Here is a 14517-nt window from a genome sequence, read left to right on the forward strand (position 1 = left end):
CCAGCGCACCAGGGCCGCTACACCCGCATTGAGCGATCATGGCAACCATGACGGATACAACTGCACCGGAGCCGCTGGGCGTATGTCTCGTGGCCAACGTCGCTCAGGAGACCCGCCACGGCGAAGGTGGGCTGGAGATCCGTAAGGGGCTGCGGCACTTCGCACCGGGGGCGAAGGTGTGGATCGCACCGCCGGCCTGGGGCGATGGCGGCGAACACGTCATCGTGGCCGGCCGTCACCGGGGTAACCGCCGTCGTTACGTGCGGATCGTGGTCAAGAGCCGATTCCTGGTGAACTTCCGGGTCCGCGCCGTCTACAGCCCGGCGCTGGTGCGTGCGCTGACGGAAGCGGAGCCTGGTGAGGAGAGGGAGTTCGGCGCCCACTTCCTGTGGCCCCTGGAACAAGCGGAGAGCTGGGCGCGGTCCTGGAACACGCGTCGGTCGGGTGCGGGGACGGCCGATGGGTCGAGGGAGCCGGATCTTGTCGAGCACTGTCCGGAACAGCGGACAGTCCGCAGCCTGACCGGGGGTGAGCACGAAGGCCCCTGCTGCTGAGTCCGCCCGTCCACCCACGCCTTCTGGCCCGACCCTGCGCACTACACCCACGTGATCGGGCAGCTGCACCGGGCCGACGTGCCGACCGCCACCCACGCCATCGGCGACGCCGCCGTTCGGCACGCGCTCGACTCCGTCGCCAAGGCGTCTGCCGACGGTTTGGCCGGCGGTTTGGCCGTCGGCCCGGCCGACGGTTTGGCCAGCCGCTCCGCCAACGGCTCGGTCGACCGCGTCGCCGTCGCGCCGAGGCCCGTCCGCCACCGGATCGAGCACATCGAGACCGTCCCCGACGAGATCGTCCGGCGCTTCGCCGAGCTGGGGGTGGTCGCCTCCATGCAGCCCACCCACTGCTGCGACTTCACCCGCGCCGACCACACCGACAACTGGTCCCGCCGGCTCGGCGAGGAGCGCGCCGACCGCGCCTGGCGCTGCCGCGACCTCTGGGACGCCGGCGCCACCGTCGTCCTGGGCTCCGACTGGCCGATCGCCCCCTACCCGCCGCTGGGCGTCATGGCGGGCGCCCGCCACCGCCGCCCCACCCGCGACCTGGGCCAGCCCCCGCACAACCCCGGCCAGGCGCTCACCGCCCTGGAGGCACTGCGCGCCATGACCGTCAACGCCGCCTTCACGGCGGGCGAGGAGCAGCACGCCGGCCGGATCACCGTCGGCCACCGCGCCGACCTCACCGTCCTGGCCGCCGACCCGCTCACCACCCCCGACAGCGAACTCGCCGAGCTGCCCGTCCTGCTCACCGTCGTGGACGGCCGCCCCACCCACCGCGCGGAGGCCCTCGGCTGACGACCGCGGCGCCGCCCCGACGGCCGTCACCCCGGCGGACCGGGCGACCCGCGGTCCCTTCGTCGGGAGCGGGGGCGGGCCCGGTCCGATGCGGCGTTCCCCGGACGATGGTTCGTGCCGGGACTCGGCGATCTGTCCAGCAGGCGAAACGTCCTACGCTTCCTTCAACAGTCTGTTTATGATCTGCGGGCCCCCACCCCCGTCCGGAGCCGCCCGCGCCATGCCCGTCCCCTTGTCCCCTCCGCCTCTGCCCACCCCGACGCCGCCCGTCGCGGCTCACCGACCGCCCAGGTCACCCCGGCCGCATCCACTGCACGCACTTCGGGCGGCCGCCTTCGCCATCGGGGCCCTTCTCGTACTCGTCGGTATCGGCGTGCTACTCCACCAGCCCCTTCTGATCCCGCCGTTGGCGGCCAGCGCGGCGCTGGTTCACGGGGCGCCCGGACTGCCGATCTCGCAGCCGCGTAACCTGGTGGGCGGTCACCTGCTGTCAGCCGTGATCGGCTTCGCCACCGTGGCCGCCACCGGAAGCACCTCCTGGGGCGCGGCCGTCGCCGCCGGGCTCGCGCTGGGCGCGATGATGCTCACCCGCCTCTCGCACTCCCCGGCCGTGGCGACCGCCGTCATCGTGGTCCTCCAAGCCCCGCAGCTGATGCCGTTCCTTCCGCTGCTCGTGCTGGCCACCGTGCTCCTGGTCGTGGTCGGCCTGCTGCCCGGCCGGATCGGCGGGGATCAGGTCCGCTATCCCCTCTCCTGGTAGCGGTGGCCGGCCGGATCGATCCGGCCGTGGGGCGCTGCTCCGACGACGACGGGCCCCCTACCGGGGAGGTCGTCACCCTTCCCTCGCCCACAGCGCCGACCCCTTCCCCGGGACGCACACGACAGCCGCCGGCCGGCGCCCCACGGCGGGCGGGCAGCTCGCGGGTGCTCACCCCCAGCCGGGCACCGGCGGCAGTGGCCACGGCGGGAGTGCCGGCAGCGGAGCGTCCGCGCGCAGGTCCGCCGCCGGGCCGCGGCCGGCGAGCCAGGCGAGCAGGGTGTGCCCCGGGCCGCGCACCACCGGTCCCTGCCCGCCCAGTGTCCAGGTGCGGCCGAGGTCCTCGGCCTCGACGCGGGCGACCGCGGTCCCCCGTGCCGCCAGCGCCGCCATGCTCTCCTCCAGGGCCCGCCGGACGAAGGCCTGCGGCCAACTCCGCGAGGCGTAGCCGAGGTTCAGGTCCACGTGGTGCACCTCGAGCTCCCGCCAGGCCCGCCACAGGAGGTACCAGGCGGGGTGCCGCCACCCCGCCAGCGCGGTGACCAGCACCGTCCGGCGCCCGGCGGGCAGCGCCGCCGCGTCCGCCAGCAGTCCGTCCAGGCTGCCCCGCAGGTCCACGAGCAGCGCACCGGCGCCCCGCTCCGCGCCGTCACGCAACCGCCGTTCCAGCTCGGCGGAGTCGGCGCGCGGCCCGGGCGGAACGCCGGTGCGGGCCACCGCGAACATCCACCGGTACGCGTCGGCGCTGCGGGCGATGTGGGTGAGGACGTGGCCCCGGCTCCACCCGGGCAGCAGCGACGGCTCCCGGGCCTGCCGGTCGGTCAGCGGCCCGACGCTCCCGTCCAGCCGCTCCGCCGAGGCCCGGACGGCCTCCAGCAGGCTCGCGAAGTCCGTTTCCATGCCGGCCGGCCTAACGCTCCGCCTCCGCCAGGGACTTGATGCCGGCCAGGGTCGCCGCCATCCCGCCCCGCAGCTCCTCCAGACGGAATGCGACGATCCGCTCCTCGGCCTCCGGCCGGGACTCGATGAAACGGGTGACCCCGCTTCGGCCGGGGCCGAGGACCGTCGACTGGCGCACCCGGGTGCCGCCGTCCTCGGGGAACAGGTCGAAGCGCCACCGGGCCAGTGCGCCGGCCACCTCCGTCACCGGGGCGCCGTAGTGGCCGTCGACGTCCATGACGGCCCAGGCGAAGGAGCGGCACTCGGCCAGTTCGATCACCTCGGAGACCGTCCGCCAGTCAGGCATGTCCGCCCTGCGGTTGTGCCCCTCGAAGCGCGCGCCCAACGCGGGGCCGTCCGCGCCGTCCAGCCACGCGACCTGCTGCAATTCCGGACTGAGCCGGGCGGGCAGGGCGATGTCGGTCACCAGCTCCCAGACGCGCTCGACCGAGGCCTGCACGAACACCTCGCTCTGCGTACCCGGACCGTCGGCGTACCGCATTCCGCTCCCCCTCCGTACCTGACGTGCTGACGCCACGGTCACCAACGTCGCCGATATCACTGACTTCACTCATGTCACTGTGGGTCGGCACCCGCCATACCCCCGTCCCGGCGTCCGGAACGCCGCGAAGGCAGCGGGCGGGTTGCCGCCCTTCTCGCGGGCCCTGCCAACGATGATCGATCCTGCCGAACACCCAAGTCAATCCACCGGTTTGCTGGGGATGCTCCAAGCATTACCTTGGCCCCCGTGACCCTTGACGACCTCCGCGTCTTCGCCGCCGTCTGCCGGGCCGGTTCGCTCAGTGCCGTCGCCCGCGACCTGGCGTGCAGCCAGTCCGCCGTCAGCCAGCACGTGAAGCGGCTGGAGCGCGAACTCGGCCTCCCGCTGATCGAGCGGCACCCGCGCGGCGTGGTGCCCACCACGGCCGGGCGCCACCTGCAGACCGCCGTGGCCACCGGCCTGGGCGGGATCGACCACGCGCTGCGCACCATCGCCGAACTCGCCCGAGGCGAGAGCGGATCGGTGCGGATCACCACCGGCGCCACCAGCATCCGGCACTTCATGTCCGCGGCGGTGGTGGACTTCCGGCAGCGCTTCCCGCAGGTCAGCCTGGAATTCCAGACCGGGATCTCCAGTCGCAGCTGCCTGGAGGCGCTGACCGCCGGGCACGTGGACCTGGCCTGGATCACCCTCGGCGCCCCGGTCCGCGGGATCGACCAGCGGCCCGTGGCGGATCTGCCCTGGGTCCTGGCCGTCGCCGCCGACGACCCGCTCGCCGCCCGGGGCCGCATCGAACCCGCCGACCTCCAGGACGCCCGGCTCATCGGACTGCCCCAGAACTCGGTGTCCCGCTCCCAACTCGACGACTGGCTGGGCAAGTCGGGCATCCGGCCGGTCTTCGACACCAGCGTCACGGACTGGGACACCGCGATCCTGCTGGCCGAACTCGGCCTCGGCCAGGCCGTCGTGCCCGCGCTCCCCGAGTGGCAGGGCCCCGGCCACCCGGGCCTGCGACTGCTGCCGCTGCCCGCGCTGCCCGCCCTCACCGTCGGCTGGGCGCTGCGCGACTGGGACACCCTGTACCCGCTGGCCCGCGCCTTCGCGGACACCGTCGCGGCCCACTGCGGACGGACGGCGGCAGCGGCCGGCCCGCCTGCCGCTCCCTGATCGGTAGCCCGGACTCCAGGCACCGGCCCAGTTGCCTCAGCCGCCTCCGCCGGCTCCGCCGCTCAGCGCGACTGGAAGGAGTGGCTGCGGCCGATCTCGGTGAAGCCCCGCCGGCCGTACCAGGTCCGCGGCCAGTCGGCGGCGTCCGCCAGGAGGAAGAGCTGCGGGATCCCGGCGGCGGCCGCGAGCGCCAGGCCGGTGGCGAGCACGGTGTCACCGTGGCCCGCGCCGCGGTGCGGGGCAGCGGTGACCAGGTCCTCGACCTGGGCCAGCCCGGCTACCCGGTCGAGGTAGAGGTCACTCCAGGCCGCGATCCCGCCATCCGCCGTCCGGGCGGCCAGGAACCGCACCTGGTCGGCGCCGCGCAGCCGGGCGGTCCGGCGGTCGGTCAGCTGGCGGCTCAGCTCCGCGTCCGCGTACCACTCGGACTGCTGGTGCAGCACCGCCGCCCGCAGCTCGGACAACTCGACCGGTAGGGCCGCCGGTCGGGGCAGGGCGCAGCCCGCGGTGTCGCGGGCCAGCACGACGACGGTGCCCCACTGGTAGCCGGCCTCGACCAGCACCGGGGCGACCAACTCGCCCAACGCGTCGTCCAGCACGGTGATCGCGTACTGCTGACGCGGCCCGAGCCACCGCGCCGCCAGCTCGGGCAGCATCGCCGGGTCCGTGCCCGGGCCCGTCACGACCAGGTGGTTGTGTTCATGGGAGAGGACGAACTCCTCGTCCCGCACCGCGAACACCCCGGGGTATTCGGGGAGTTCGATGACCTCAGCTGCCTGTCGACGGGCGAAGGCGATGTGGAAGGCGGTCACACGCTCAAGCAGATCGGTCATCCCGCCATGATCGCCCCGCCCGCCACCGCGGGCCAAGCGATTATCGGCCCGTCCGCGAACGGTCGAGGCGCGACCGCGGAGCCGCACAGCGCGAGAAGTCGGTGTCGCCGACTTCTCGTGTCTACGCCCCGTCCCGCTCCCCCTCGCACTCCCCCTCCCCTTCCCCCGCCGCCCGTCCGAAGCGGGCCGCCCACTCCGCGACCAGCGTCCGCAACTCGGGCGGCCGGACGATCCGGAACTCCGCGCCCAGCGATCCCAGGGCCATCGCGGGCCAGTCCAGCGAGTCCGCCGTCATCAGGAGCCGGCAGCGCTCGGGGCCTGCCTCCTCGACCTCGCCCCACCGGCCCACCAAAGCGCGAACGCGCTCGGCCGGCGCCTCGATCAGCGCCTCGACCCGGTGCGGCCGGGGCACGCCGTTGCGGCCCGCGCGGACGAATTCGGCCGCGTCCGCTGCGGGCAGGGCGCGCTGGGCGAAGCGCGCGCCGCTGCCGTGGGGCGCGGTGAGGCGGTCCAGGCGGAAGCTGCGCCAGGCGGCGCGGTCGAGGTCGTACGCGACCAGGTACCAGCGGCGGTCGAGGCAGACCAGCCGGTGCGGTTCGACGTGGCGTTCGGTGCGGGGCGCGGAGGCGGCGGTGTACGAGAAGCGGAGCCGTTCGCTGTCACGGCAGGCCATGGCGACCACCGTGAGGGCGTCCGGGTCGACGCCGGACCCGGCGGAGCTGCCCCAGTCGACCGGGACGGTCATCGCTCGCAGCGCCTCGACCCGGCGGCGCAGCCGGGCGGGCATGACCTGGACGACCTTGGCCAGCACGCGCACGGAGGCTTCGCCGACGCCCTCGACCGGGCTCTCGGCCGCCGCCTGCAGACCGACCGCGAGCGCGACGGCCTCCTCGTCGTCGATGACCAGGGGCGGCAGCGCCGCGCCCGCCGCCAGCTGGTAGCCGCCGTCGACCCCGCGCTGGGCTTCGACGGGGTAACCGAGTTCGCGCAGCCGGTCGATGTCGCGGCGCAGGGTGCGGACGGAGACGCCGAGCCGGTCGGCCAGTTCATCGCCGGGCCAGTACCGGTGGGTCTGGAGCAGGGAGAGGAGGCGCAGGGTTCGGGTGCTGGTGTTCGCCATGTCTCGATTGTCGCCGGATTCAGGACAGGAACTGGCCGCAATGCTCCGTAACGTGGTTCCTGTCCGAGGGAGCAGGAACCGAAAACGGAAGGCCAGAGCCATGACCCCGACCACGACCACCGCCGCCCCCACCGCCCCCGCCGTCACCGGTGAGCGCGCCGACTTCCTGGCGGCGCTGGGGCAGCAGCGGCACTTCCTGCGCTTCACCACTCGCGGCCTCACCGACGAGCAGGCCGGCCTGCGCAGCACCGCGAGCGAGCTGTGCCTGGGCGGCCTGGTGAAGCACGTGACGTCGGTCGAGCGCACGTGGGCGAACTTCATCGTCGAGGGCCCGTCCGCGATGCCCGACTTCACCGCCATGACCGAGGCCGACTTCGCCCACCGCGCCGACGAGTTCCGGATGCTGCCCGGGGAGACGCTGGCCGGGGTCCTCGCCGACTACGAGGAGGTGGCGCGCCGCACCGACGAGTTGGTGGCCACCCTGCCCGACCTGGGCGCCGCCCACCCGCTGCCGTCGGCTCCCTGGTTCGAGGCGGGGGCCGAGTGGTCGGCCCGCCGGGTGCTGACGCACATCATCGCGGAGACGGCCCAGCACGCGGGCCACGCCGACATCATCCGTGAATCCCTGGACGGCGCGAAGAGCATGGGCTGACCGGCGGGTGGGGCCGCCGCCTCAGCGTGAGCGGCGGCCCCACCGCACGGCTCCACCCCACGGCCAGACCGCGTGACCTGCCCGCATGGCCCGACCGCATGGCCTGCCCGCACGGCCCGACCGCACGGCCCCACCACGCGACGGGGTCAGAGCTGACCGACGAGCGCGAAGCCGGCCCCGTCCACCGCACTGCGGACCGCCGCTTCGTCCAGCGGCTGCGCGGAGGCGACGGTGACCCGGCCGCTCGGCGCGTCCGCGACGACGTCGGTGACGCCGGTGATGGCGGCCAGCCCGGCGCTCACCGTCTTCTCGCAGTGGCCGCAGCTCATGCCGGAGACGTTGAGGACGGTGGTGATGGACATGACGGTGCCTTTCGATGGTGCGTCGAGTACGCGGGTCGGATTCGTGCGTCGAGGGGCCCGCCCTCGCCTGGTGAGCGACGGCGCACCGGAGGGGTCGAAGCGGTCGACCCGCACCACCACACCGGAATCCGCCGGCGATCCCCAGGGACACGCCGCACGGGTGGCACCTTCGAGTGGTTCCGGGAACCGCCGGGCCCCCGCAGCCGACGCGGCCGCCGTGACCCCCACCGCACCCCGACCCGCGCCCGAACCCCTGACCGAATCCGCGTGAACCATGACCGCCGGTTCGCGCGTCCCTCCTGGTGCACCTTCTTCTCGACCCCGCTCAGGAGTTCCTACGCATGGCCGCGACACCCCGCAAGCGCTGGAAGCCCTGGCCCGGCGCGCTCGCCCTGGCGCTGGTCGCGGCGGTGACGGCCGGCCTGCTCTGGTGGCAACCCTGGCGCACCGGCCCCGCGCCGCTGGCCTTCACCACCGCGCCGGGCGGCTCCGCCCGCTTCGGCACCGGGGAGCACCTCTACCGCTACAAGGTGCGGGTGGAGAACGGGATCGCCGAGTCCCCCGCACAGTTCGCCGCCGAGGTGGACGCCGTCCTCGGCGACACCCGGCACGGTTGGGCCGCCGGCAACACCGCCTCGTTCCAGCGGATGGCCGCGGACCCGGTGGACTTCACCGTCTACCTGGCCACCCCGAGCTCCACCGACCGGATCTGCGGCCAGTACGGCCTGGACACCGGAGGCACGGTCAACTGCGGGGTCGGGCACCAGGTGGTGATCAACCTGAAGCGCTGGACGGAGCTGTCCGAGTTCTACCTGGGCCAGCCCGAGCTCTACCACGCCCTCGCCGTCAACCACGAGGTCGGCCACATCCTCGGAAACGGCCACGTGGACTGCCCGGGCCCGGGAGCCCCGGCGCCGGTGATGATGCAGCAGATCAAGGGCCTGCACGGTTGCGTCCCCAACGGCTGGCCCTACTCGGAGACCGGCACTCTACTCACCGGCCCGCCGCTCCAGGCCCCGACCAACGCGCCGTGAGCCCCGCCGACCACCACCACACCGCACCGTAGAACGCCTCAGGCCGCCGCGTCGTGGTCGGCCGCCAGCACCTCGGCGAGTGCCGTGAGCGCCGCCGGCGCCTGCTCGCCCTCCGCCGCCAGTTCCAGCACCTCCCCCGGGCTCGCCGCCAGTGCGAGGACGGAGAGCAGGCTGCGGGCGTCCACGCCGGACTGCCCGGGACGGCCGACGGTGACCTTCACCGGCTGCCGGGCGGCGGCCTGGACGAACTGCGAGGCGGGACGGGCGTGCAGGCCGCTGCGGGAGCCGACGGCCACCTGGATCGAGTGCATGGATCTGTCCAATCGCGAGGGCGGAAGAGGGGGGCGGCGGCGCCGGGGTGGGAACCCGGCGGCCGTCCGATACGGACCACGGACGGGACGGGCGTCGCGCTCGGGGGCAGGTCGCGCGGCCTGAAGGCCGGCCCGGTCCGGTGATCCGGTGTCTCACGCCCGAGGGGCGTGTTGTCGCGATTGGTTCTACGCCCGCTCTCTCCCCCATGTCAACAGATTCGGGCATGGAAACTCACAGAACCAAAAACGCCCCGGAGGCGTCCAGCCGCTTGCTTTTCCACCTGCAAGGCGTACCCTCTCGCTTAACCAGGCGTAAACAGACATGAAACGGACCCGATCCCACGTGTACGCACCCGAGCGGCAGCAAGAGATCCTCCGCCTCGCCCAGGAGCGCGGCCGGGTGGAGGTGCCGACGCTGGCCGAGGACTTCGGCGTCACGCAGGAGACGATCCGGCGCGACCTGACCACCCTCGTCCAGGCCGGCCTGCTGCACCGGGTGCACGGCGGCGCGCTCCCGGCCGGCGCCCTGCACCTGGAGCCCGGCCTGGCCGAGCGGGACTCCACCGCCGCCGCGGAGAAGGAGCGGATCGCCAAGGCCGCCCTCACCCTGCTGCCCGCCGAGGGCACCGTGCTGCTCGACGCGGGGACGACCGTCTCCCGGCTCGCCGCGCTGCTGCCCGTCGAGTCCGCCCTGACCGTCGTGACCAACGCCCTGCCCATCGCCGCCCGGCTGGTCGACCACCCGTCGCTCACCCTCCACCTGATCGGCGGGCGGCTGCGCCACCGCACCCACGCCGCCGTGGACTCCTGGGCACTGCGCGACCTCGCCGACATCCACCCGGACGTCGCCGTCGTCGCCACCAACGGCTTCTCCGCCGAGGACGGACTGACCACCCCCGACCTCGCCGAGGCGGCCGTCAAGCGGGCCATGCTGACCGGCGCCCGCCGGGTGGTCCTGCTCGCCGACTCCACCAAGTACGGCGCGCGCCACTTCGCCCGGTTCGGCTCGCTCCGGCAGGTGGACGTGCTGGTCACGGACACCGGACTGACCGACGAGCAGGCCGCCCAGATCGAGAACCTCGGACCCGAAGGACCGGAAGTCATCCGCGCATGATCGTCACCATCACCCCGAACCCCAGCCTGGACCGCACCTACGAGCTGCCCGCCCTCGCGGTCGGCGAGGTCAACCGGGCCGCCCACGACCGGCTGGACCCGGGCGGCAAGGGCGTCAACGTCTCCCGCGCGCTCACCGCCGCCGGCCACCGCACCACCGCCGTCCTGCCGCTCGGCGGCCCCGCCGGGCAACTGCTCGCCGACCTGCTCCGCCGCCAGGGCATCGGGGTGGCCGCGCTGCCGATCGCCGGCGACACCCGGATCAACGTCTCGATCGCCGAGTCCGGCGGCAGCCTGACCAAGGTCAACGCGGCCGGTCCCGAGCTCAGCCCCGCCGAGTCGGCCGCGCTGCTGGCGCGGGTCGCCGAGACACAGCGGGAGGCGGCGGGCACCGGCGACGGCGTCGGCTGGCTGGCCTGCTGCGGCAGCCTGCCGCGCGGGCTGGCCCCCGAGTGGTACGCCGACCTGGTCGGCCGGGTGCACGCGAACGGCGCCCGGATCGCCCTGGACACCTCCGGGCCGGCGCTGCTCGCGGCGCTCTCCGCCCGCCCGGACGTGGTCAAGCCCAACCGCGAGGAACTCGCCGAGGCCGTCGGCCGGCCGATCGCCACCATCGGCGACGCCGTCGACGCCGCGGGCGAGCTGCGCAAGCTCGGCGCCCAGCAGGTCCTGGCCAGCCTCGGCGCCGACGGCATGCTGCTGATCGCCGAGGAGGGCGGCTGGTACGGCACCGCACCGGTCACCACCGTACGCAGCGACGTGGGAGCCGGCGACGCCTCGCTGGCCGGCTTCCTCGGCGCGGGCGGCAGCGGACCGCAGGCGCTCACGGCGGCCCTGGCGCACGGCGCCGCCGCCGTCCGACTGCCGGGCAGCGTCATGCCGACCCCGGCCGACCTGGACCCGGCCGCGGTGAGCGTGACGGCGGACCTCCCGCTGGAGCGGCCGCTCGGCGGCTGACGCGACGACTTCCGACCGGGCCGTGTGGGACGGGCTGGTCGGACACCACCCGGGGGCAACGGACAACTCTCCGGCACCAGTTGAAGGACCCACACGATGAGCGACCTGACGAGCGACACCACGGGCGACACGACGGGCGACACCGGCGGACTGATCACGCCCGCACTCGTCGACCTCTACCTCGCCCCCGAGGACAAGCACGACGCCCTGCGCGCGCTCGCGCAGCGGCTGGTCGCCGAGGGCCGGGTCACCGACCTCGACGGCTTCCTCGCCGACATCGCCGCCCGCGAGGCCCAGGCCCCCACCGGCCTGGGCGACGGCATCGGCATCCCGCACTGCAGATCGACGCACGTCACCCGGCCCAGCCTGGCCTTCGGGCGCAGCGCCCGCGGCCTGGACTTCGACGCCCCGGACGGGCGGCCGGCCGACCTGGTCTTCATGATCGCGGCCCCGGACGGCGCCGACGACGCCCACCTGCGGATCCTCGCCTCGCTGGCCCGCCGGCTGATGGACCCGGCGTTCACCGGCGCCCTGCGGGCGGCCGAAAGCCCGCTGGCCGTCGCGGCGCTGGTCAACGGCGAGGACGCCCCGCAGACCGCCGGAACCGCCGCCTCGACCGAGACCGCAGTCCCAGCCCCGGTCCCAGCCCCAGCCGAGTCCACAACTCCGACCGAAGCCCCGAAGCCGGAGGCCGGACCCCTCCGCCTGGTCGCCGTGACCTCCTGCCCCACCGGCATCGCCCACACCTACATGGCCGCCAAGGCCCTGGAGCTGGCCGCCGCCCGGGCCGGCGCCCTGATCGCGGTGGAGACCCAGGGCTCGGCCGGCACCACTCCGCTCGCTCCCGAGGTGATCGCCGCGGCCGACGCGGTCATCCTCGCCCACGACCTGGAGGTCCGCGACCGCGCCCGGTTCGCCGGCAAGCCGACCGTGGACGTCGGCGTGAAGGCAGGCGTCAGCCGCCCGGACGAGCTGGTCGCCGAGGCCGCCCGTCTGGTCACCGAGGCCGGCTCCGGTGCCCGCGGCGCAGGGGCCGCCCCCGCCGGCACCGCGGACCCCGCGGGCACCGCCCCCGTCCGTTCCGGTGGTTCGGCCGAGCACTGGGCCCACCGCCTGCGCCGCTACCTGATGACCGGCGTGAGCTACATGATCCCCTTCGTCGCGGCCGGCGGCCTGCTGATCGCCCTCGGCTTCGCCGTCGGCGGCTACCGGATCGCCTCCGCCCCGTCCGTGCTCGGCCACTTCGACTGGACCTCCTCGCACAGTTGGGCCGCCCTGCTGTTCCAGAGCGGCAAGGCCTCCTTCGGCTTCCTGGTGCCGATCCTCTCCGGTTACATCGCCTGGGCGATCGCCGACCGGGCGGCGCTGGCGGCGGGCATCGTCGGCGGAGCGGTGTCCGCGGCGGTCGGCGCCGGCTTCCTCGGCGGCATCGTCTCCGGCCTGGCCGCCGGGTTCCTGGTGCTCTGGATGGTGCGCTGGCGGGTGCCGCCGGCGATCGCCGGGATCATGCCGGTGGTGGTGATCCCGCTGCTGTCGGTGGCGGCGGTCGGTTTCCTGATGTTCGTGCTGGTGGGCTCCCCGATCGCCTCGGCGATGACCGGCCTGACGAACTGGCTGAACGGACTCTCCGGCAGCAACGCCGTCCTGCTCGGCCTGCTGCTCGGCGCGATGATGGCCTTCGACCTCGGCGGCCCGCTCAACAAGGTCGCGTACACCTTCGCCGCCGGCGCCCTGACCACGGCCGGCGCCACCCCGGACGCCGGCAGCCTGAAGGTGATGGCCGCCGTGATGGCCGCGGGCATGACGCCGCCGCTCGGCCTGGCGCTCGCCACGGTGGTCCGCCGCCGGCTGTTCAGCACGGAGGAGCGGGAGAACGGCAAGGCCGCCTGGGTGCTCGGCGCGTCCTTCATCACCGAGGGCGCGATCCCCTTCGCCGCCGCCGATCCGCTGCGGGTCATCCCGGCGAGCATTGCGGGCAGCATGACGGCGGGCGGCCTGGTGATGGCCTTCGGCTCCACCCTGCGGGCCCCGCACGGCGGGATCTGGGTGCTGCCGCTGATCGGCAGTCCGTTCCTCTACGTGTTGGCGATCGCCGCGGGCACCCTGGTGACCACCGGCGTGGTCGTCCTCCTCAAGGGCCTGCGCAAGGGCCACGACAACGGCGAGCGCGTGGACCACGCCGAGGGCCCGAGCGAGGTGCACCCCGAGGGCGTCCGGGGCCCCGCCCCGGCGGGTGCCGCGGCCCAGCGGCCGGCGCCGCGGACGGCCTGAGCGAGGAGCACCGCCCCGAGCACGGATAATCACTGGTCGGACCGGGTGTCGCCGCAGTGTCGGCACCCGGTCCGACCATGATCGTCGAGTGGGTGTGGGTGGAGGAGAGCCGTGAACGACGGGGAGATCCTGGACTGGCCGGTGCTGTTGGAGGCCGCCGAGGCGGCCGCCCGGGCGACCACGGGCCGCGGCCGCGTCGCCGACTACATCCCGGCCCTCGCCACGGCGGACCCGGAGGCCTTCGGCATGGCCGTGGCCACCGTCGACGGCGAGCTGTACGGCGTCGGGGACTGGGAGCGGCCGTTCTCCATCCAGAGCGTCTCCAAGCTGTTCTCACTGGCCCTGGCCCTCGCCTACAGCGTCGACGGCGGCGAGGCCCTGTGGCGGGGCGTCGGCCGGGAGCCCTCCGGCAATCCGTTCAACTCCCTGGTGCAGCTGGAGACGGAGCACGGCATCCCGCGCAACCCGTTCATCAACGCGGGCGCCCTGGTGGTCACCGACCGCCTGCAGTCGCTGACGGGTGACGCCTCCGGCGCCGTACGGGAGTTCCTGCGCCGGGAGTCCGGCAACGCGCTGCTGGACACCGACCCGGTGATCGCCACCTCGGAGGCCGAGCACGGCCACCGCAACGCCGCGCTGGCCCACTTCATCGCCAGCCACGGCAACCTGGAGAACCCGGTCGAGACCGTCCTCGAGCACTACTACGCCCACTGCGCCGTCGCCGCGAGCTGCCGGGACCTCGTGCTGGCCGGCTCGTTCCTGGCCCGCTACGGCGTGCGCACCGACGGCACCCGGCTGATGTCCCGCAGCGAGACCAAGCGCGTCAACGCCGTCCTCCTCACCTGCGGCACCTACGACGCCGCCGGCGAGTTCGCCTTCCGGGTCGGCCTGCCCGGCAAGAGCGGCGTCGGCGGCGGCGTCCTCGCCATACTCCCCGGCCGCGCCGCCGTCTGCGCCTGGGGCCCCCGGCTCGACCAGGCCGGCAACTCCGTCGCCGCCGTCACCGCGCTCGACACCCTCACCACCCTGTCGGGCCTCTCGGTGTTCTGACCGCGGAACAGCCGGGGCCAGGGGGGGGGGGGGGGGGGGGGGGGGGGGGGGGGGGGGGGGGGGGGGGGGGGGGGGGTGGGAGGGGGGGGGGGTGGGG

At 74.5% G+C, this 14517-nt stretch carries 15 protein-coding genes and 1 pseudogene; 10 read left to right on the forward strand and 6 right to left on the reverse strand.

The features are described from left to right. Window positions 1-38: 38 nt before the first annotated feature. From ACZ4WV_RS15840 to ACZ4WV_RS15850, 3 genes and pseudogenes are all read left to right on the forward strand, one after another. Complete coding sequence (locus ACZ4WV_RS15840; protein WP_465746889.1) at window positions 39-554, forward strand: hypothetical protein; 516 nt, start codon at window positions 39-41, stop codon at window positions 552-554. A gap of 9 nt (window positions 555-563) precedes the next feature. Continuing rightward, window positions 564-1352 (forward strand): annotated as a pseudogene (locus tag ACZ4WV_RS15845) (amidohydrolase family protein); the annotation flags it as partial. 220 nt (window positions 1353-1572) lie between these two features. Continuing rightward, window positions 1573-2112: an HPP family protein gene (locus tag ACZ4WV_RS15850; RefSeq protein WP_465746891.1), complete on the forward strand. Its 540-nt coding sequence runs from the start codon at window positions 1573-1575 to the stop codon at window positions 2110-2112. 168 nt (window positions 2113-2280) lie between these two features. Here ACZ4WV_RS15850 and ACZ4WV_RS15855 read toward each other — a convergent pair whose 3' ends face one another. Together ACZ4WV_RS15855 and ACZ4WV_RS15860 are read right to left on the reverse strand one after the other, a co-directional pair. Then, window positions 2281-3009 carry a maleylpyruvate isomerase family mycothiol-dependent enzyme gene (locus tag ACZ4WV_RS15855; RefSeq protein WP_465746893.1) on the reverse strand — a complete coding sequence of 243 codons (729 nt, stop codon included), beginning with the start codon at window positions 3007-3009 and terminating at the stop codon, window positions 2281-2283. Between the two features lie 10 nt (window positions 3010-3019). Beyond that, complete coding sequence (locus ACZ4WV_RS15860) at window positions 3020-3550, reverse strand: SRPBCC family protein (protein WP_465746895.1); 531 nt, start codon at window positions 3548-3550, stop codon at window positions 3020-3022. 246 nt (window positions 3551-3796) lie between these two features. On the opposite strand from ACZ4WV_RS15860, the gene ACZ4WV_RS15865 reads away from it, so the two are divergent. Then, a complete protein-coding gene (locus ACZ4WV_RS15865; RefSeq protein WP_465746897.1) occupies window positions 3797-4717 on the forward strand; it encodes a LysR family transcriptional regulator in 921 nt (306 codons plus the stop codon). Between the two features lie 62 nt (window positions 4718-4779). On the opposite strand, the gene ACZ4WV_RS15870 is transcribed toward ACZ4WV_RS15865, so the two are convergent. Together ACZ4WV_RS15870 and ACZ4WV_RS15875 are read right to left on the reverse strand one after the other, a co-directional pair. After that, window positions 4780-5550 (reverse strand): GNAT family N-acetyltransferase, encoded by a 771-nt coding sequence (locus ACZ4WV_RS15870; RefSeq protein ID WP_465746899.1) that lies wholly within the window; start codon window positions 5548-5550, stop codon window positions 4780-4782. Between the two features lie 121 nt (window positions 5551-5671). Beyond that, window positions 5672-6670 carry a helix-turn-helix transcriptional regulator gene (locus ACZ4WV_RS15875; RefSeq protein ID WP_465746901.1) on the reverse strand — a complete coding sequence of 333 codons (999 nt, stop codon included), beginning with the start codon at window positions 6668-6670 and terminating at the stop codon, window positions 5672-5674. Between the two features lie 100 nt (window positions 6671-6770). Here ACZ4WV_RS15875 and ACZ4WV_RS15880 point away from each other — a divergent pair, with 100 nt between their 5' ends. After that, the gene (locus ACZ4WV_RS15880) at window positions 6771-7322 is read left to right on the forward strand and encodes a DinB family protein (protein ID WP_465746903.1); all 552 of its coding nucleotides are present in this window, start codon (window positions 6771-6773) and stop codon (window positions 7320-7322) included. Between the two features lie 146 nt (window positions 7323-7468). Here ACZ4WV_RS15880 and ACZ4WV_RS15885 read toward each other — a convergent pair whose 3' ends face one another. Beyond that, window positions 7469-7684 (reverse strand): heavy-metal-associated domain-containing protein, encoded by a 216-nt coding sequence (locus tag ACZ4WV_RS15885; protein WP_465746905.1) that lies wholly within the window; start codon window positions 7682-7684, stop codon window positions 7469-7471. 341 nt (window positions 7685-8025) lie between these two features. Between ACZ4WV_RS15885 and ACZ4WV_RS15890 the strand changes: the two genes are divergently transcribed. Next, window positions 8026-8718, forward strand: coding sequence for a DUF3152 domain-containing protein (locus ACZ4WV_RS15890; RefSeq protein ID WP_465746906.1), 693 nt, complete (start codon window positions 8026-8028; stop codon window positions 8716-8718). 38 nt (window positions 8719-8756) lie between these two features. Here ACZ4WV_RS15890 and ACZ4WV_RS15895 read toward each other — a convergent pair whose 3' ends face one another. Continuing rightward, on the reverse strand, window positions 8757-9029 hold the full coding sequence (locus ACZ4WV_RS15895; protein ID WP_465746908.1) for an HPr family phosphocarrier protein: 273 nt from the start codon (window positions 9027-9029) through the stop codon (window positions 8757-8759). A gap of 343 nt (window positions 9030-9372) precedes the next feature. Here ACZ4WV_RS15895 and ACZ4WV_RS15900 point away from each other — a divergent pair, with 343 nt between their 5' ends. The 4 genes from ACZ4WV_RS15900 (at window position 9373) to ACZ4WV_RS15915 (ending at window position 14420) form a co-directional block, all read left to right on the forward strand. Further along, window positions 9373-10143, forward strand: a complete 771-nt coding sequence (locus ACZ4WV_RS15900) for a DeoR/GlpR family DNA-binding transcription regulator (RefSeq protein WP_465746965.1) — start codon at window positions 9373-9375, stop codon at window positions 10141-10143. Next, window positions 10140-11099: a 1-phosphofructokinase gene (gene pfkB / locus ACZ4WV_RS15905; RefSeq protein ID WP_465746910.1), complete on the forward strand. Its 960-nt coding sequence runs from the start codon at window positions 10140-10142 to the stop codon at window positions 11097-11099. Before ACZ4WV_RS15900 ends, pfkB begins: the two co-directional genes overlap by 4 nt. Before the next feature lie 96 nt (window positions 11100-11195). Then, a complete protein-coding gene (locus tag ACZ4WV_RS15910; RefSeq protein ID WP_465746912.1) occupies window positions 11196-13370 on the forward strand; it encodes a PTS fructose transporter subunit IIABC in 2175 nt (724 codons plus the stop codon). A gap of 129 nt (window positions 13371-13499) precedes the next feature. Then, the gene (locus ACZ4WV_RS15915; protein ID WP_465746967.1) at window positions 13500-14420 is read left to right on the forward strand and encodes a glutaminase; all 921 of its coding nucleotides are present in this window, start codon (window positions 13500-13502) and stop codon (window positions 14418-14420) included. Window positions 14421-14517 lie beyond the last annotated feature (97 nt).

It is taken from the genome of Kitasatospora sp. NPDC029312 (assembly GCF_055569215.1).